The sequence below is a fragment of the Heliobacterium mobile genome (assembly GCF_009720735.1).
In the GTDB taxonomy this organism is placed as follows: Bacteria; Bacillota; Desulfitobacteriia; order Heliobacteriales; family Heliobacteriaceae; genus Heliobacterium; species Heliobacterium mobile.
Window position 1 is genome coordinate 39,643 of record NZ_WNKU01000020.1, and the last position, 18,928, is coordinate 58,570.

The 18,928-nt window shown below is 52.0% G+C and carries 12 protein-coding genes; 1 reads left to right on the top strand and 11 read right to left on the bottom strand.

Features of this window, described 5'->3' with window-relative positions:
• Positions 1-2: 2 nt before the first annotated feature.
• From gap to GJ688_RS14580, 11 genes are all read right to left on the bottom strand, one after another.
• Positions 3-1,028 carry a type I glyceraldehyde-3-phosphate dehydrogenase gene (gene gap / locus GJ688_RS14530; RefSeq protein WP_155477282.1) on the bottom strand — a complete coding sequence of 342 codons (1,026 nt, stop codon included), beginning with the start codon at positions 1,026-1,028 and terminating at the stop codon, positions 3-5.
• A gap of 307 nt (positions 1,029-1,335) precedes the next feature.
• Positions 1,336-3,072, bottom strand: coding sequence for a pyruvate kinase (gene pyk / locus GJ688_RS14535; protein ID WP_155477283.1), 1,737 nt, complete (start codon positions 3,070-3,072; stop codon positions 1,336-1,338).
• 29 nt (positions 3,073-3,101) lie between these two features.
• Entirely contained in the window at positions 3,102-4,322 is a 1,221-nt protein-coding gene (locus tag GJ688_RS14540) for an anaerobic glycerol-3-phosphate dehydrogenase subunit C (RefSeq protein ID WP_155477284.1), read from the bottom strand.
• The gene (glpB, locus tag GJ688_RS14545; RefSeq protein WP_155477285.1) at positions 4,319-5,584 is read right to left on the bottom strand and encodes an anaerobic glycerol-3-phosphate dehydrogenase subunit GlpB; all 1,266 of its coding nucleotides are present in this window, start codon (positions 5,582-5,584) and stop codon (positions 4,319-4,321) included. The genes GJ688_RS14540 and glpB overlap by 4 nt, the downstream gene beginning before the upstream one ends.
• On the bottom strand, positions 5,577-7,187 hold the full coding sequence (gene glpA, locus GJ688_RS14550) for an anaerobic glycerol-3-phosphate dehydrogenase subunit GlpA (RefSeq protein ID WP_155477286.1): 1,611 nt from the start codon (positions 7,185-7,187) through the stop codon (positions 5,577-5,579). Before glpA ends, glpB begins: the two co-directional genes overlap by 8 nt.
• Positions 7,188-7,564: 377 nt before the next feature.
• Positions 7,565-9,067 carry a glycerol kinase GlpK gene (gene glpK / locus GJ688_RS14555; RefSeq protein WP_155477287.1) on the bottom strand — a complete coding sequence of 501 codons (1,503 nt, stop codon included), beginning with the start codon at positions 9,065-9,067 and terminating at the stop codon, positions 7,565-7,567.
• A 104-nt stretch (positions 9,068-9,171) separates the two neighbouring features.
• Positions 9,172-9,882, bottom strand: coding sequence for an MIP/aquaporin family protein (locus tag GJ688_RS14560; protein ID WP_155477288.1), 711 nt, complete (start codon positions 9,880-9,882; stop codon positions 9,172-9,174).
• A gap of 482 nt (positions 9,883-10,364) precedes the next feature.
• Positions 10,365-10,937, bottom strand: coding sequence for a glycerol-3-phosphate responsive antiterminator (locus GJ688_RS14565; RefSeq protein ID WP_155477289.1), 573 nt, complete (start codon positions 10,935-10,937; stop codon positions 10,365-10,367).
• Positions 10,938-11,193: 256 nt separating this feature from the next.
• Positions 11,194-13,413 carry a hybrid sensor histidine kinase/response regulator gene (locus GJ688_RS14570; RefSeq protein ID WP_170292024.1) on the bottom strand — a complete coding sequence of 740 codons (2,220 nt, stop codon included), beginning with the start codon at positions 13,411-13,413 and terminating at the stop codon, positions 11,194-11,196.
• 131 nt (positions 13,414-13,544) lie between these two features.
• Entirely contained in the window at positions 13,545-14,006 is a 462-nt protein-coding gene (locus tag GJ688_RS14575; protein WP_155477291.1) for an ECF transporter S component, read from the bottom strand.
• A gap of 193 nt (positions 14,007-14,199) precedes the next feature.
• Positions 14,200-16,005: a SulP family inorganic anion transporter gene (locus tag GJ688_RS14580; protein WP_155477292.1), complete on the bottom strand. Its 1,806-nt coding sequence runs from the start codon at positions 16,003-16,005 to the stop codon at positions 14,200-14,202.
• 450 nt (positions 16,006-16,455) lie between these two features.
• Here GJ688_RS14580 and GJ688_RS14585 point away from each other — a divergent pair, with 450 nt between their 5' ends.
• Positions 16,456-18,855 carry a heavy metal translocating P-type ATPase gene (locus tag GJ688_RS14585; RefSeq protein WP_155477305.1) on the top strand — a complete coding sequence of 800 codons (2,400 nt, stop codon included), beginning with the start codon at positions 16,456-16,458 and terminating at the stop codon, positions 18,853-18,855.
• The last annotated feature ends 73 nt before the right edge of the window (positions 18,856-18,928 follow it).

Genomic DNA, 18,928 nt, shown 5'->3' on the forward strand with positions numbered 1-18,928 from the left:
ATTTAGAGCCCCTTTTCGGCCATCATGGATGCCAGGTCGACGACACGGTTGGAGTAGCCCCACTCGTTGTCATACCAGGATACGACTTTGACCATTTTCTCTCCCAAGGTCATCGTCGACAGACCGTCGATGATGGAGGAGTTCGGGTTGCCTTTGAAGTCGATCGATACGAGAGGCAGTTTGCAGAAAGCTAAGATACCTTTCAACGGTCCTTCGGCCGCTTCTTGCAGGGCGCTGTTGATCTCTTCCACGGTAGCCGGTTTAGCCAGGTTGACGACCAGGTCGACGACAGAGACGTTGGGCGTCGGTACACGCATGGCGAAACCGTTCAGTTTGCCTTTCAGTTCAGGCAGTACGAGAGCGACTGCTTTGGCAGCGCCCGTGGAAGTCGGGATGATCGACATGGCGGCGGCGCGAGCCCGGCGGAGGTCTTTATGGGGAAGATCTAAGATCTGCTGATCGTTCGTATAGGCGTGAACGGTGGTCATCAAGCCTTCGACGATACCGAACTTCTCATGAAGCACTTTGGCAAAGGGAGCCAAGCAGTTGGTCGTGCAGGAGGCGTTGGAGACGACGTGATGGTTGGCAGGATCGTATGTATGGTCGTTTACGCCCATGACGAAGGTGGCATCGATATCTTTACCCGGCGCAGAGATGATGACTTTTTTCGCACCAGCTTGGATATGTTTGCTCGCGTCAGGACCGGAAACGAAACGGCCAGTCGATTCAACGACGATATCGACACCGAGTTCTTTCCAAGGGAGTTGACCGGGGTCTCTTTCGGCACATACCTTGATCTCTTTGCCGTCTACATAGATGGACTTTTCGGATACTTCGACTTCACAGGGCAGTTCGCCATGGATGGAGTCATATTTGAGCAAATGAGCCAGTGTTTTGGGATCGGTGAGGTCGTTGATGGCGACGATTTCGAGGGGAGAGCCGGCATGGAACATGTTCTTTTTCAGCATAGCCCGCAGTACGTTACGTCCGATACGACCGAAACCGTTGATGGCAATTTTTGTAGTCATTTTTGTATTCCTCCTAAAATATTCTGAGCAATGTTTTAAAAATAGGCCACCAACAGGTTCTCAAACCTGGTTGGCGGCCTTTTCTACAACTCCCGGCAAAATATCAAGTTCTATAAGCCAATGAAAGCCGTGAGGTTCTAGGGAAGGTCACCAATGTTTCTTATCATCCAGAAGCAACATGTACCTACATGCACTTTTGCTTTCGTAGAACTTCCGCTTCTCTACAACGACGAACTTTCCCATGCTGGTCACTACATCACAAAGAAAATAGTTGGTTTTCTATGGGTCACAAACGTTTATCTACGGGTTAGAGAACTCTCGCCATCCCTCGGTAGATTAAGCCCCGCTGTCCATCGACAGTCACCACTTCACCCGTCTTGAAGATCGATGTGGCATTGTCGACACCGACGACGACAGGCACTTTGTACTCTAACGCCATGATAGCGCCGTGAGAGGTGAGCCCGCCTTCTTCACAGATGATGGCGGCAGCATGTTTAAGGTATGGAACGTAATCGGAGTCTGTACCGATGGCCACCAGGATTTCTCCCGGTTTCAGTTCAGTAGCCTCTTTGGCGGTGACGCAGACCCGCACCCGGCCGGCTACCGATTTGGCGATGATCCCCGACCCCTGGGCGGCGGCCGTTCCGACGGTGTGGATTTTCATCAGGTTGGTCGAGCCTTGGACGCCGACGGGCACTCCAGCGGTGATGACGACCAAGTCGCCGCCTTTGACGACACCATGGTCAACAGCGGCATCTACCGCCGAGGAGATCATCTGGTCCGTATCGACGACTTTTTCCGTGCGCAAGGGAACGACGCCCCAGACGAGAGCCAAACGGCGCATGACAGCCGGATCGGGTGTGGCCGCAACGATGGGAGACTTGGGTCGGTAACGGGCGATCATGCGTGCTGTGTAGCCGCTGGCCGTCGCTGTAACGATGGCGGCTGCATCGAGTTGGTCCGCTGCCACACAGACAGACTGTCCGATAGCATCGGTCACATTGTTCCGTTCGCCCTGATGGGGTTGCCCCCAGGTCAGCGCTTCTTCGGCACGGCGAGCGATGCGGTCCATCGTTTTGACGGTGATGAGGGGATACTTTCCGTTGGCGGTCTCACCGGAGAGCATGATGGCATCGGTACCGTCGAAGATGGCGTTAGCTACGTCGCTCGCTTCAGCCCGGGTGGGACGAGGATTGTTGATCATGGAGTCGAGCATTTGTGTCGCTGTGATGACGGGCTTGCCTAAGCGGTTACACTGGGCGATCAGGGATTTTTGGATGATGGGGACTTCCTCGGCAGGGATTTCTACACCCAGGTCGCCCCGAGCAACCATGATCCCATCGGAGGCATGGACGATCTCGTCGAGGTTATCAATGGCTTCTCGACTTTCGATCTTGGAGATGATGTCGATGGTCGCGCCCGCTTCTTCAAGGATCTTGCGGATGGCGAGTACATCAGCCGCTTTGCGGACGAAAGAGGCGGCGATAAAATCAACCTTCTGAGCGATACCGAACTGGATATCGGAAATATCCTTTTCGGTGACCGAAGGGAGGTTGATTTTGATCCCTGGGACGTTGACGCCTTTTTTATTCGATACTTTACCGCCGTTGAGCACGCGGCATCGGATCTCCGGTCCTTCGACCGATTCCACTTGCAGTTCGATGAGGCCGTCATCGATGAGAATTTTGTCTCCTGTTGTGACGTCCTGTGGCAGGTCTTCATAGGTGATGGAGACTTTTTCAGCGTCGCCTAATACCGCTTCGGTGGTCAGCGTGAATGCTTGTCCGGCTTCAAGCATGATGGGCGGTGCGGCAAATTCACGAAGACGGATCTCGGGACCTTTCGTATCGAGAAGAATGGCCACATTCAATCCGAGTTCGGCAGCAGCCCGGCGGATGTTTTCCATCCGCTGGCCGTGCTCTTCATGAGAACCGTGGGAAAAGTTGAGTCGGGCCACGTTCATGCCAGCACGCATCATATCTTTCAAGGTTTCAATATTTTCGCTGGCTGGCCCGATGGTGCAGACGATTTTCGTTCTACGCATTCTTTACCCCTTTCTGGATCACTGGCCCCTTACTTGGGCAGGTAACTGGGGAGGCCGTACGCTTCGGCCAGCAGTTGGATGGGATGATGAATCGGCAGTCCGCTGAGGTGGTTGATCTGCAGTTGGCACATGCCGCATTCGGTGATGTTCTGGGTGACACCAGCTTCTTGGATCGATTGGACCACGTTCTGGCCGATTTCCTTGCTGATGGGGTATTTTTCTTTCTTGAATCCATAACTGCCGGAGAGGCCGCAGCAGCCCGCTTCGAGGTTGTGGACTTCCAGTTGAGGAATGAGGCGCAGGATTTCGAGAGAGGGGATGCCAAAGCCGACAGACCGGAGGTGGCAAGGCTGATGATATCCGAAGCGCTGCGGCAGCGCCTTGAGACGGGTGTCGAGTTTTCCTGCTTCGTGGAGCATGAGCAGGTATTCAAAGGCATCAAAGGTTTCGTTGTTGATGCGTTCGGTGTCCATGTCGAAGAGTTCATGGTATTCCTGCCGCAGGGTCAAGTTACAGCTCGGGCAGGTCGTGATGATTTTGTAGCCTTTTTCGATATAGCTGTTCAGTTTCGCCACGTTGTTTCGAGCGTACCCTTTGGCGACCTCGGTGAGGCCGTTGGAAACGGTCGGCAGGCCGCAGCAGTTGAAGGAGTCGACCACCATTTCGATGCCGTTATGAGCGAAGACTTCCGCTAAGGCAAGACCGACTTGAGGCGTGTAGTAGTTTACATAGCAGCCAGGGTAGTAAAGGACTTTTCCTTTGGGGTTGTTGATTTTTTTCGGTTTATATTGCTGGAGGAAGGTGCGGCTGGCAAAACGGGGAAAAGGCATGTCAGCAGCCACGCCGACCGTCGCTTCACCAATGGCCCGGAACGGTTTTACATTGGCAGCCCAGTTGACTAGCCAAGGGGCGATTTGGGCGGCTTTACAGATTAGTTCCACTCGGCCTAAGACCTGATCCCGAATGGGTGCTCCGTGGAGGGCCACATATTCCCCTTTGGCCTTGCAGTTCATGGCTGAGACGTTTACACCGGAGGGACAAACGACGTCACAAGTTTTACAGTTGCTGCAGTACTCGATAGAAGGATGGACGGCCCGTGGTTCGTCGAGACGGAAGCGCTCTAAGTCCGGTCCGTTTTGTTTGGGGCCGGCATATTTATCGGTCACCTTGACGACGGGGCAGTTGGCCACGCAGATCGAGCATTTGATACAGTTGTCTAAGATAAGATGTTTGTCATGCTTCTGGGTCATCGTGACACCTCCCCAGCCAGTTTCCCGGCTTTAAAGCCCGATGCCAGGGCTACGCCGTTGCCGCATTTTTCTATTGAAAATTCGCTGCCTGACAGGTTGGCACCAGTGACGAGGACATTCTCGAGGATCACTTTGCTTTGTCCATCGACAGGCTGCAGACGATTATTCACATCGATACCGAAACGGTTGAAAGGGTGACCTTTGAGGGAGAGGAATTCACCGGAGGCCCACTTACCATCACCGGTATTGATCGGCAGACCGAAGATCGTTTCTTCGATCTGGCCCGGTTTCGAATCAAATCCGCCGCCGACGAAGGAACCCGTCGCCAAGATGTAGGTCTGGGCTGAGATGGTGAAGGTTTTGCCGGCACCTTCTGCGGTGACATGGCTGCAGCGGTTTCCCGCCACTTGGGCACCGGTGACGGTGCTGCTGAGAATCACGGTGACGCCTTGATTTTTCAGGTATTTCAGGAACAAATCTTGCAGGCGCTGTCCAGGCAAGGCTGGGGGAAGGTTGGTCACTTCGTAGACGGAACACCCTAAACCTTTCGAGATTAGGCCAGCCACGTCAATGTCGCGGCGCTCACCCAGTGCCGGCGGGAAGAGGACGATGGCTCCCGGCTTGATCAAGGGTTTTAGCTGCCGAATCGCCTCTTGCTGCCCTTCGGGCTGTTCTAAGCGGTGGGCCAAGGAGGTGGCATAGAGTTTCTTCCAGCCGCTTTTCAGGTGGGCTACAGTGAGTTCGCAGTCGGGACGCAGAAGCTTGCTTTTTTTCAAGTTCGTCACCAGCACTTCCGGATAAAAATCCTTCAGTTCGTCAAAACCGGCAACGACGATTTGTTTTACTTTATTTAAGTCTTTTACGGCCATCGAAGCTGGAGCCAGGTAGGTCGGCCGCAGAGTGCCGACGGCGGTGGGTAAGAGCCAGTTCTCTCCCCCATTGTCTCGATAGGTCAGTCCGTCTTTATCGCAAATATCCTGGAAGAAGGTCAAGCTCTCTTTCAAGACATCGTAGACTTTCGCATAGGGATGGCCGGGGTTCTGCTCGACCACCTTCTGAATCTGGGTAAAGGGGTTGCCGCAAGGCTGCTTCGGGTTGTCCACTTCGTAACCCCAGAGGTCGATGCAGCCCGAGGTGAGGCTTAAAGTTCCCATGCCCTTGGTGAGCAAGGTGACCTTCTTCCCAGACTGAGCGGCCCTAGCGGCGGCCATCATTCCGGAAAGGCCGGCGCCGATGACGAGAACGTCCGTTTTTTTATTCATCATTCATACGCTCCATTCCGAAGAGTGAGCAGAAAATGCCTGTCGATAGTTGTGTTTCCCGCAGTTGTTGACCCCAGAGAACGGGCCGGATGCCCCGCCAGCGGTTTTGCAGGAATTCGGTGATGAATTCGCGGTGGCCTACGGTAAACTGGGGGTTATTCCCTAATGCGCCTAAGGTGCGATAGCTGCAGAAGATGCCTTGACAAGTTCCCATGCCCATCCGAGTCTTGCGACGGATATCGCTCAAGGTCTTGCTGTCGCCGTCTTTGGCGACATAATCGATTTCGGATGCACTGACCAGTTCGCATTCACAGAACATTCGGCGCATGGATGGGTCTTGCTCGGCTTTTTCCACGACTTTTCCGTAAGCATCGCCAAGCCGCTCCGCTGCTTTTTTGTAACCAGGGACGCCGAAGACTTTTTTACCCCGTTCCAGCATTTCTGAGGTGACCGGTTGGGTCAAAGGCTCTTCAGCCGTCCGGCAGGGAGTGTTGTTGCCAAGCTTTTTGGCGGCTAAGTCGACGGTCTTTTCCGCCATCAACCGGTAGGTGGTGAACTTACCGCCGACGATGCTGACGAGGCCTTTGAGACCATCTTTTTGTTCATGGTCGATGAGAGCAAAGTTCCGGGTCACTGCGCGGCCACCTGCGCCTTTGTTCGCTTGATAGAGAGGACGTACACCGGCGAAGGCGCGGATGATGCGGTAGTTATCGATATTCGGCATCGTCTCACGGCCGATATTTAGCATGTTTTCGACTTCAATCTCGCTCGGTTTTGTGCAATTGGGATCTTCAACAGCGATAGAAGTGGTACCCAGGAGGGTGATTGTGCCGTGGGGGACGAAAATATCAGCGTCCCCCGGCGGCCGTAAGCGGTTGACCACCTGGTTTGTCAGGCGGTGGTTGAAGGCAAGTAGGGTTCCTTTATCTTTAATCATGTGGATTTCCAGTCCGGCCATGGTAGCCACTTCTCCGGCCCAAGCACCGGCAGCATTGATGACCATCTGGCATTCCACGGAGGTGATTTCTCCATTGAGGGTGTTCGTCAATTCAACTCCGGTGATGGCGCCGTTCGCCCGGGACACTGCAGAGAGCTTATGGTAGGTGACCATTTTGGCTCCGTAGCGGCGTGCCGAGTTGACGTTGCTCCAGAGGAGGCGGAAGCCGTCTACGGCGGCGTCAGGTGTGCTATAAGCTTTCGTGATGCGTGGCGATAAGACAGGGTACTTTTTGAGCAGTTCTTTGACGTTCAGCTCTTCTGTCTTGATACCCGATTCGGCACAGGCCTTCACCCATTTCTCGGCATAGGCCGGGTCGTCTTCAGGCAGCGCGGCGAAGAGGCCACCTGTCGGTTCGACGCAGTCCGAGGCGATGCGGCGAAGGATCATATTCTCTTCGAGACACTCTTTAGCTGCTTCCTGGTCTTTGACGGCGTACCGCCCGCCACTATGCAGCAGCCCGTGGAAGCGGGAACTGGTGCCGTGGGCTAAGTCGCCCTGCTCCACCAGGAGAGCCGATATTCCCCGCATGGCCAAGTCCCGAAGGATTCCTGTACCGGTGGCGCCGCCACCTACGACGACGACTTGTACTTTCTCGGTTGCCATATTTCAACCTCCGTTGCTGTTAAAGGTACTGTTTTTTTATATGAACAAAGCCGCACAATCCAGGGCGGGCCCTGGGATCGCGCGGCTTCTCCATCTCACAAGCCGGTTATCAAGTTTTTCATCAGTTGGTCCTATATTTTAAAGGCTCTGAAGAGCGTCCGTATCGTCATGGTTAATTGAGTTATTTTTATTGTATTCATTTGCGCTAATTTACACAAGATCTAGATGACTACTTTTCTTTCTTTTGCAGAGAAAGTTTTTGTACTGGATATAATCTATCTACAGAGAACACACAGTTGAGGCACACAGTGCCGGGATAAATCCCGGACACTGTGTGGTAAATCTTTCAGCAAAGAGACTTGATAAACCTGTGGGGATTAGTCTTCCAGTTCCCAGTCCATGCTGCGGGTAACAGCACGTTTCCAGCCACCATAGAGTTTGGCCCGTTTTTCTTCGGCCATTTCGTTTTCAAAACGATTGTCCAACTTCCAACGCTTGGCCAGCTCTTCTTTGGATGTCCAGAAGCCGACAGCCAGACCGGCCAGGTAGGCAGCACCAAGAGCCGTCGTTTCGATGACTTGCGGGCGATCGACGGGAACGCCGAGGATGTCCGCTTGGAACTGCATGAGCAGGTTGTTGGCGACAGCGCCGCCGTCCACTTTCAGCGCTTGCAGTTTGATCTCGGAGTCAGCTTCCATAGCACCCAGGACGTCTTTGGTCTGATAAGCCAGAGACTCCAGGGTGGCCCGGATGATGTGAGCCTTGGTGGTACCGCGGGTCAGGCCGACGATGGCACCACGAGCGCGCATATCCCAGTAAGGTGCGCCGAGACCGGCGAAGGCAGGAACCATATACACGCCATCGGTGTCTTGGACTTTGCCAGCGAAGTATTCCGAGTCAGGAGCAGCTTCAAGGATTTTCAGACCATCGCGGAGCCATTGGATAGCGGCACCGGCGATGAAGATACTGCCTTCCAGGGCGTATTCGACTTTGCCGTCGAGACCCCAGGCGATGGTGGTCAGGAGGCCGTTTTTGGAATCGAACAGTTTGTCGCCGGTGTTCATGAGCATGAAGCAGCCGGTACCGTAAGTGTTTTTCGCCATGCCGGGCTCGTAGCAAGCTTGACCGAAGAGGGCAGCCTGCTGGTCACCAGCGACACCGGCGATAGGAATGGCATGACCGAGGAAATTGTCAGGAGCTGTGCATCCATACACTTCACTGGAAGGACGAACTTCGGGGAGCATGGAAGCCGGAACATTCAAGGCTTCCAGTAGTTCGGTATCCCATTTCAGATCACGGATGTTGTACATGAGGGTCCGGGAGGCGTTGGAATAGTCGGTGACATGAACTTTGCCGGCGGTCAGCTTCCAGATGAGCCAAGTGTCCATGGTACCGAACAACAGGTCACCTTTTTCGGCACGCTCACGGGCGCCTTCGACGTTGTCCAGGATCCACTTCACTTTGGTGCCGGAGAAGTAAGCGTCTACAACCAGACCGGTTTTCGTCCGGAAAGTTTGTTCCAGGCCGCGAGCTTTCAGTTCGTCACAGATAGCGGTGGTGCGGCGGCATTGCCAGACGATGGCATTATAAACAGGCTTGCCGGTATTCTTGTCCCAAACAACGGTCGTTTCCCGCTGGTTGGTGATACCGATGGAAGCGATATCTTCAGGGTTGATCTGAGTTTTGGCGATCAGTTCGGCGATAACACCGAACTGGGTGCTCCAAATTTCTTCGGCGTCATGTTCCACCCAACCGGCTTTCGGATAGAACTGGGTGAATTCTTTTTGGGCGACACCGACGATGTTGCTGTCTTTGTCAAAGAGAATAGCACGGCAGCTAGTGGTACCTTGGTCTAAAGCCATTACGAATTTTTTGCTCATTGAACCAGACACTCCTTCTTTTCTGCTTTCATTTCATTGAATCCAGTATACATGTCGGAGCGAAATTAACTTAAAAAAAGCCTGGTGAGACCTGGGTGGGTAGATTATTTTACAAAGAAGGTGGCGTAGAAAAGGGCACCGGCCACTGCACCGATGATAGGACCGACGACAGGAATCCAGGAGTAGCCCCAATCAGAGCCGCCTTTGCCAGCGATAGGGAGAACGGCATGGGCAATCCGGGGAGCCAAGTCACGAGCGGGGTTCAAAGCATATCCGGTAGTTCCGCCTAAGGACATACCCAGAACAGCGATCAGGACAGCAACCGGAAAGGTTCCAAGACCGGCCGCCCATGGGTTTGCGCCAATGGCCAGAATGCCGAGAACGAGCATTGCAGTAGCAACGATTTCACTGAAGAGGTTGTTGGGGACGCTGTAGATAGCAGGGCCAGTACAGAAGACAGCCAATTTAGCGCCTTTATCCTCAGTTTCTTTCCAGTGGGGCAGGAAGAACAGATAAACAAGAACAGCACCGATAAAACCACCGATCATTTGGGCAGCGATATACGAAGGTACTTGTTCCCAAGGGAATTTACCAATCGCAGCAAGACCGATCGTTAAGGCAGGGTTCAAATGAGCACCGCTGTATTGTCCTACAGCTGTGGCAGCCATCATAACGGCAAAGGCCCATGCTAGAGTGATGACAATCCAGCCGGCATTTTGAGCTTTTGATTTGTTGAGTAACACGTTGGCAACAACACCGTCACCGAGAAGAATGAGGATCGCTGTACCGATGAGTTCACCCATAAATGGCGACATTGATTATTCCTCCTTGTATAGCTTCCTTTTGTTCTTTTTGGCTTGGAACCAACGGATTCGTTTGGCAAACTTTTCGTTTCTTTCTCTCTTTTCAAAACGCTCCGTTACTTGAAATCGAGCTTCATTCCCCTTGCTGAGTATACCGTTTGGCGGTAACCTCGAAGCACTTAGAAAAATCTATCTATCCCCCTTTCTATGTGCATATTATAACAACCACTTTCACACCACAATGATTTTGCGAAAAATCTGCAATAATCTGCAATAAGATTGCAACAATTTGCAAGAATTCGCAAAATGGTGATTCTGCGGCTGCTATACACAACTGAAATCGAGAAAGGAGGTGAAAAACAAAATCCCCTAACAGGGCACAACTTACGTCGTGTCCTCTTAGGGGTTATCTCCATTACTCCTAACCCAATATCAAGTTCTTAGTTATAACATTCGTCATCAGACCACGAATTCCTGCTCGAATGTTAAAAAAATTATAATTTGCCGGACCAAAGATGTCGTAAGCTTGTGGACACGGCGTCAATCCCTTTACCCAAGGCTTCTTTCAGAGATTCTTCCGTTTTTAAGAGGCCCCCGGCCAGCACGGGAAGTCCGAGCGATTTTTTTAAATCGTCGATGACAAATTGAGGTACTGTCGCCGGCATGATCTCGACGGCATTCGGTCTGACGTCGCCAGCCACGCGAATGGCTGTCTTCAACGATTCCGAATCGACGATGAAAATGCGCTGCACGACCCACAAGCCTTCTTCAATGGCAAACTTGGCCAAATTGGACTTCGTCGTGACGACACCATGTATGCCCATTCGTTTTAAGAGGTGAATTCCCGCTTTGTCTTTACCCACCCCTTCAATGAGGTCAATATGAACAAGCAGTATTTTGTCGACAGCTTTTACCCGTTTAACGACGGTGGGAACATGATTAATGTCACTGCCGAGCAGAAAAATCGTCTGGATATTCGGGTGCCGGAGAACTTCTTCTAAATCTTCCAATCGTCGAATAGCCCCGCCGACTCTTTTGCCCTTCATGACCTCTTGCAAGAAGTCCATCTTACGCCTCCATTGGAAACCAGAATGTGCTTTTCATTAGTTAATTCCCTTATGGGAACGTAACCATTACAGACACGGTGCGGCGTTTATCTTTTATTTCTGAGCATCCTCTCCCATGCTCCAGTTCGATCATTCTCCATCAGAATACTTTCTCCTGCTTCAACAACAGATTCAACAAAGCAAATTCTTATTCCACTAACAGATCGTTCGGATCGATATTTTACCGATATGCATAACTATGAAATAAGGAGCTGGATCAATAGTCCCGGCTCCTTGCGTTCCTACGATTTGTTTCTTGCTCTTTATGACTTAACCAACGTTCTAAGATTTTTTTCAAAATCTCTATATCGATCGGCTTTATGATGAAGTCATCCATACCGGCAGCGAGACATTTTTCGCGGTCTTCCTGTAACACGTTAGCTGTCATCGCCACGATAGGCGTACATCGGCCTTCATCGGCCTCCTGCGCCCGGATCTGTCTCGCCGACTCAAAGCCGTCCATGATCGGCATTTGACAATCCATCAGAATGAGGTCAAAGGGTTGTTCCGCGGCCATATAGGCGGCCTCCTGGCCGTTGATCGCCAGTTGCACCCGTTGAGCACCGAGCTTGCGCAGTTGGAGAAGGAGCAATTCCTGGTTAATTGGGTTGTCTTCGACCAGCAAGATTTCTCCTTCGACAAAACGTACTGACTCTTGACTTAGGGCTGTCTCCAGGGCTATTGGCTTACCTTCAAGCTCTTCCATCCCGACGAGTTCCCAATACGGCTCATAGGGTATAGTAAACCAAAATGTAGTTCCCTTTCCAGGTTCGCTATTCACACCGATCATCCCGTCCATGAGCTTAACGAGACGCTCACAAATAGTCAAACCGAGTCCGGTTCCCCCATACATGCGTGTCGTCGAACTGTCCGCCTGGGTAAAGGGGGCGAAAATTCGCTCACAAGCTTCAGGCGCGATACCGATCCCCGTGTCGGTGACAGAGAAACGAACCATCTTCTCCCCATCTGGTTTAACTTCGAGCGCGATGGCGAGCGAAATGCTTCCCCTTTCCGTAAACTTCACCGCGTTTCCGAGAAGGTTCAGCAGGACTTGGCGCAAGCGTACCGAGTCGCCGAGGATGGCCGGGGCTATGATTGAACTGATTGTAAAATCAAGATGTAAGCCTTTGGAGTCTGCTTTTCCAGCCACCACACTCGTCGATTCCCGAGCCAGTTCCTCAAGCACAACGGGCGTCTTCTCAATCTCCAGCTTGCCTGCTTCTATTTTTGATATGTCGAGAATGTCATTGATGATGTGCAGTAAAAGACGGGCCGAATCACGGATGATGCCCGCATAATGCCGTTGTTCTCCGTCGAGGGGTGTATCCAATATTAGATCGGTCATCCCGATGATCCCGTTCATAGGCGTTCGAATCTCATGGCTCATGACAGCCAGAAATTCACTTTTTGCCCGGTTCGCTGCCTCAGCCACATCCGCCTTATACTGGCTTTCGCGCAATTCTTCCGTCATTTCTTGATGACGGGCCAGCATGGTCGTCAGGGCGATACAAAAAACGGTAATAATAATGCTCGCCATCAAGGCCCAAAAGTAATAATTCGCACGATGGGTCTCATAGTTGTCAAGGGCTTCCTGCTCCGAAACAGCGACGACGACGGCAAAAGGATACTCTGTCAGCGTCCGGTAGGCATAGATACGCCGGATTTGATCGACAGGGCTGTCTGCGATGATGTTGCCATTTTTGTTTTCAAAAATCGTTTTATATAGATCAGAAGAACCGATCTTTTGCCCAACTTCCGTATTGCCTCCCGCTTCTCGGGCACGGATGACGCCATCAGTCCCTACAAGTGCGACCAACCCGTTCTTATGTAAATCCACTTGGCGATAAAACTGCGAAAAATCATTCGGATCGACCGAAACGAAAGCAACGCCGCCAAAGGATCCGTCGGATTTATTGATACGCCGCGTCATTTGAACAGACCACTTGCCAGTTCGAAGATCCATGGCAGGTCTGCTGATATAAATTCCGGTATTCGTATCTTTCTGGTGAACCAGAAAAAGTTTACGTTCTGTGAGATCGACGGGAGACACTTTTTCGCTGCTGTAAACCAGCGACCCCTTTTCATCAATGATGCCATACCAGTGAATGATTGGGTTCGTAATGATTCCTTGCCGAACAATGCGTTTGATACTTTCCGAGTTGGGAGCCTCTTCATACTGCGTTTTCAAAAGCATCAAAGTTTGGTCAACATTTTTTATCGTGCTGACCACATGCTCCTCAAAGGCTCTCGCCAAATTGGCATTTTCCCGAATCGTTCGTTGGATTTCCATATCTTTATCAGCGTCTACTTTAACGATGATGACCGCCCATATCAAACAAGACAAAAGAATGCCAAAAAGAACGATGATAGAATAGATGCTGGTTCCGTTTAGTTTCTCTTTACGCCCTTCTCCTGATCCCGTTTCGACTTCGTCCATCACGATACCTCCGATATTGCCGCCCGATCCCACCGAGTAACTCTTAACATCTTCTTTGACAAAAGAGAGCATTTTCCTTTTACTCTAGAAAAATCTATTAAAATTATATTAATTGTAAGAAAAAAAGGCCCCTACAAGGCCTCTCGTTTCAAGTATCGTAAAAGGACTATTCCCACTAACCCGCCGGTAATTGCCGTAAATAGCTGAGGCAGTGAAAGGGCATTCGCCACTGCCGGCGGTACCTGAATGAAATAATTGACTGCCAACGCCATAAAGGCAAACTTTAATAGGGCGCCCACGGCGAGACCCATCCATTCGCTTCGTTTCCGCAATGTATAAAAGACGGTACAAAGCAGAATGTTGCCCACGGCGATAAGGGGTACCACGATGACGAGGGGCATAATCCCCATGAGAAAAGCCAGGAGCGGCGTTAAGGAGCCGAGAAGAATGCCGCCCAATAGCCCGTTATAGCCTGTAGCGATGATCAAAAGCGCATTGACGGCCGGCCCTGCAATCCATTGAACTTTGATTTGCTGTAACACAAGGGCCAAGGCAATCAGCACCGCTGTCCTCGTCAACAGTCTCGTATTCATGTATGTTCACCTCAGTCAGCCGTGCTTCGATGCAACTGCTTTTTCTGTATTCGTCAGTATTGACATTTGACACTACGATCTAAAATTTCTACCCCAAGTTTCATATTCCTGTTTTTTTAATGGAAAAAGACTGCCGGCAACTCGGCAGCCTTTTTCCCTATAGAAAACCGTTCGCTACATTGGCTCGAACGCTCTAGGCTTTTTCTTGTACTAAACTAGGATTTGCAGGCTGTTCCGTTGGAATGGAGCCTTTTATATGAATACTACCCACCCTCGAAAGCTGACTGCATTCGTAAAAGGCATTGTGAGGGCAGCCGACACAACGATGGCGATCGATATGGTTCAACGCAGAGGTAATGGCAGCCCCAGTCCGTTTGAAGAAATGTTCCTCGCCAATGCTCTCATAAAGACCTGATTTTCGCAGCAATTCTTCCGGTTGAGGCATGATCCCGGAGATCAGGATGCGTCCTCCCCGTTTACGGAAGTTATGTACGATATCCTCTAAAACCATCTCTCCCGTGGCATCCATCATGGGTACATGACCCATGCGCAAGATGAGCACCTTAGGCTTCGATTGAATGGACTCGGTTAATGTCTTTTCAAAGATCGCGGCGGCACCGAAGAAGAGCGCCCCATCGATCGTGTAGATCGCGATTTGTGGACAATCATGGATCGGCGTCACCGCTTCAGGAGCCAATTTTTCGTCAGGTCCCTCCGGGAGAACCTTGCGGATGGCCAAGCTCTCGCTCATGCCGTTGATGAACAAGGCTGCCGCGATGATCATCCCGATACCGACCGCGATGGTGAGATCAAAAATTACAGTCAGGGCAAAGGTGACGATCAAGACAGCCATGTCACTACGAGTGGTGCGCAAAAGGTGTACGAACTCCTTCCGGTCACTCATGTTCCAGGCCACACGCATCAAGATCGGCGACATGCTGACGAGTGGAACTTGAGCGACAAAGGGAGCAAAAACTAAGATCAGAAGAAAGACCGTCAAGGAATGAACAAGGGCCGCCACGGGTGTGGCACCGCCGCTGCGGATATTCGTCGCCGTCCGGGCAATCGCCCCGGTTGCTGGAATCCCACCGAAGAGGGGGGTGACCATGTTTGCAATCCCCTGTCCGATCAGTTCACGGTTACTGTCGTGACGTTTGCCGGTCATGCCGTCGGCAACAACACAGGAAAGCAGCGATTCAATGCTGCCTAACGCAGCGATCGTCAAGGCAGGCCCGACCATGTTCTGTATTTGATCCAGGGTGACGCTGGGCCAATGAAAGGAAGGTAGGCCGCCAGAGAGTTGGCCGAACTTGGAACCGATCGTCTCCACATTTCCGCCGAAGACAACATGAGCAAAGATCGTCGACACGACAATACCTACCAGAGGTCCGGGCACAGCAGGCACGAGTTTGTGCGAGAAGAGCAGACAGACCAGGCAGACCAGCGCCACGGTGATGCTCGACCACTGGACAGTATCTACGTGCTTTGATAGTTCAATAACATTGTCGATAAAGTCTTTATGTTTTACGACGCCTTGGAGTCCGAGAAAGGTATCCACTTGCCCGAAAAAGATGATCACGGCGATGCCAGCCGTAAAACCGACTGTGACTGGGCGCGGAATGAACTTGATCAAGGCCCCCATGCCAGTCAAGCCCATAAAGATGAGAAAGAGTCCGGCCAGCATTCCGGCGATCAGCAGATTATCATAGCCGTAGGTCATCATAATCGAAAACAAAAGCGGTACGAATGCGCCGGTAGGGCCGCCGATTTGAACATGGGAACCGCCGAAGATAGCTATCAAGGCCCCAGCGATAACCGCTGTATAAATTCCCTGCTCCGGTGTTGCCCCCGATGCGATGGCAAAAGCCAAAGCCAGCGGAATCGCCACCATCCCGACGGTGATACCGGCCACCAAATCTTTGCGTAGCTTTTCCATCGAATATCCGGCCATACGACCGGTGAATTGAAATTTTCCCCATGTTGGAAAGTTTCGCTGCATCCTTCCCCACCACTCCCTTATGCTAAATCAAGTTGAAAAGGACACTGCGGAGGTCCTACCCCTGTTTTTTGGCAACAAAGTTAATCATAGTGCAAGGGATAGGACCTGGCAAACCGACCCCCAGACTTTCCAAGCCTTGGTAGGGGCTACGGGAACCTCTCGGTGCGCTCATCTTTGATTCTCTCTCAATTGCTCCCTTTCTCGGGGTAATACAATCACTTATCCCAGCTAGCGGGGTTGCCATCAAGAACTATCATAACAGTTCCGTCCTTCATCAACGCCTTAGTGTCTAGCCCCCTACAGTCGCTCCCCTTACATAGGAACTATTGCGGTCATAAGGCCGTAAATTGTCGGTAAAGTTCTCTATTGACATCACCCCTCGCCGGACATACGATATATATGAACATGTATTCATATGTTATCGAAAAGAACCGAAGGGAAGTGAAACCTATGTCAGAACGATTGGAGATCTGTTCGAATACGACCCTTTTTCAAATTGACGGGATCTGCTGCCTCGATTGCGCCGCCAAGTTCGAAAAAAGCGTCGCTTCCCTTCCCGGTGTCATCAAGTCAACCCTTAACCCGATGACAGGGAAGCTGACCGTGGTAGGCAACGCGGATGTGCAATCTATTCGCCGTTTGGGGCAGGAAGAAAATTATTGGGTCCAACCGATTGAAAAGCCGGCTGCAACCTCGAAGACTGTACTCTCCGTCGATGGCATCTGCTGCCTTGACTGTGCCTCTACATTTGAACGGCAGGTAGCCAGTCTTCCCGGCATTACATCGGCTTCCCTAAATACGATGACCGGAAAGATGACTCTGGAAGGAACCATTGACATAGAAGCGATCCGACAGCTGGGGCGGGCGGAAAACTATCAAATCCGTGTCGTCAGCGAACCGGCTTTGTCTGGAGCAGATTCGCGGGGGCATTTACAGGGTGGCCCCCGCATCGAATCATCCACAGGGGATACTTCACAGAAAAAAACCATCCCTTGGGAACGAATCCGGATGGCGGCCTCAGGTGCAGCGCTCGTGATGGCTTACATCGCTGAAACACTCAACATGCCTTTTCCCCTTTTTGTTTCATTATATTTAACAGCAACTATCCTCGGCGGCTGGGGTAACTTCCGCAAAGCGGCTTTCGCCTTGCCTCGTGGTAAATTCAACAGCAGTGTGCTGATGAGCGTGGCCGTCCTCGGCGCTATCGCCATCGACAAGTGGGAAGAAGCCGCTTCGGTCGCCTTCCTCTTCTCCGTCTCAGAGATGCTGGAGTTTTGGACGATGGATCGAGCTCGTCGCTCCATCCGCCAGTTGATGGACATCGCACCGAAAAAAGCTCGCATTCGCCGCGGCATCGACGAAGTGGAAATCCCCGTCGAAGAGATCCGCATCGGTGATGTGATGATCCTTCGTCCCGGTGAAAAGATCGCCATGGACGGCCTGATTCTCACCGGTGAATCAGCCGTCAACCAGGCCGCCATCACAGGTGAATCGGTCCCTCTCGAAAAAGGGCCCGGCGATAGCGTTTTCGCCGGAACCTTAAACACCTATGGTTACCTAGAGGTCTCTGTGACGACGCGAGTCGAAGACACGACGATCGCCAAAATCATCCACATGGTCGAAGAAGCCCAAGGGAAGCGAGCCCCTTCTCAAGCCTTCATCGAACGCTTTGCTGCCGTATACACGCCTATCGTCATGGTTCTCGCCGCAAGTATCGCCCTTCTCCCGCCGTTGGTACTCGGCTTTGACTGGGGTCCCTGGATTTATCGCGGGCTGGCCTTATTGGTCATCTCCTGCCCTTGTGCACTCGTCGTCTCCACGCCGGTAGCTGTGGTCAGCGCCATCAGCACAGCCGCCAAAAAGGGCGTATTGATCAAAGGCGGTCTTCATCTGGAGGAAGCGGGCTCACTGGCAGCCATCGCTTTTGATAAGACAGGTACGCTGACCAAAGGAGTACCTGCGGTCACCGATATCATCGCCTTCGGGAAGACGACCCAGTTGGAACTGCTGAAGATCGCGGCAAGTCTAGAGGATCGTTCCGAACATCCGCTAGCCAAAGCGATCGTCGCCGCCGCCAAACAACAGGGTTTAGCGATTCATCCGGTAGAACAATTCCGTGCCCTCCCCGGTCGCGGCGCACAGGGAACGATTAAAAGTCAAACTGTGTTCATCGGCAATGTCCGCCTTTATACCGAACTCGGTATCTCGACAGAACCTGTGACCGAATCGGTCAACCGTCTGCAAGGGAACGGAAAAACAGCCATGCTCGTCGGTACAGAGACATCTTTCCTCGGCGTGATCGCCGTCGCTGATCAACTTCGAGAGACAAGTGCTTCTTCCATCCATGCCTTAAAAGAGGCTGGATTAGGGAAGACGATCATGTTGACCGGAGATAATGAGCTAACGGCAAAAGCGATGGCTGCGCAAGTCGGTGTCGATGATTACCGTGCCGATCTCTTGCCACAGGATAAGGTCAAAGCCATGGAGGAACTGTTGTCCAAATACGGCAAAGTGGCCATGGTCGGTGACGGGATCAATGATGCACCGGCTCTGGCCCTCTCGACCGTGGGGATCGCTATGGGCGGTGCCGGCACGGACACAGCCATGGAGACGGCCGACATCGTGCTGATGGCCGACGACCTCAGTAAACTTCCCTTTACCATTCGTTTAAGCCGCGATGCAATGAAAATCATTCGCCAGAACATCGCCTTCGCCCTCGGGCTGAAGGCACTCGCCCTGCTCGCCGTGTTCCCCGGTTGGCTCACACTCTGGCTAGCTATCTTTGCCGATATGGGTGCGTCCATTCTGGTCACATTGAATAGTCTGCGGCTTTTGAAAACCCGCAGCTAAAGAAGGACCTCCGTCATTTCCAAGTGGAACAGACGGAGGTCCTTTTTCAACCCGTCAAATAATTTAAATCCCA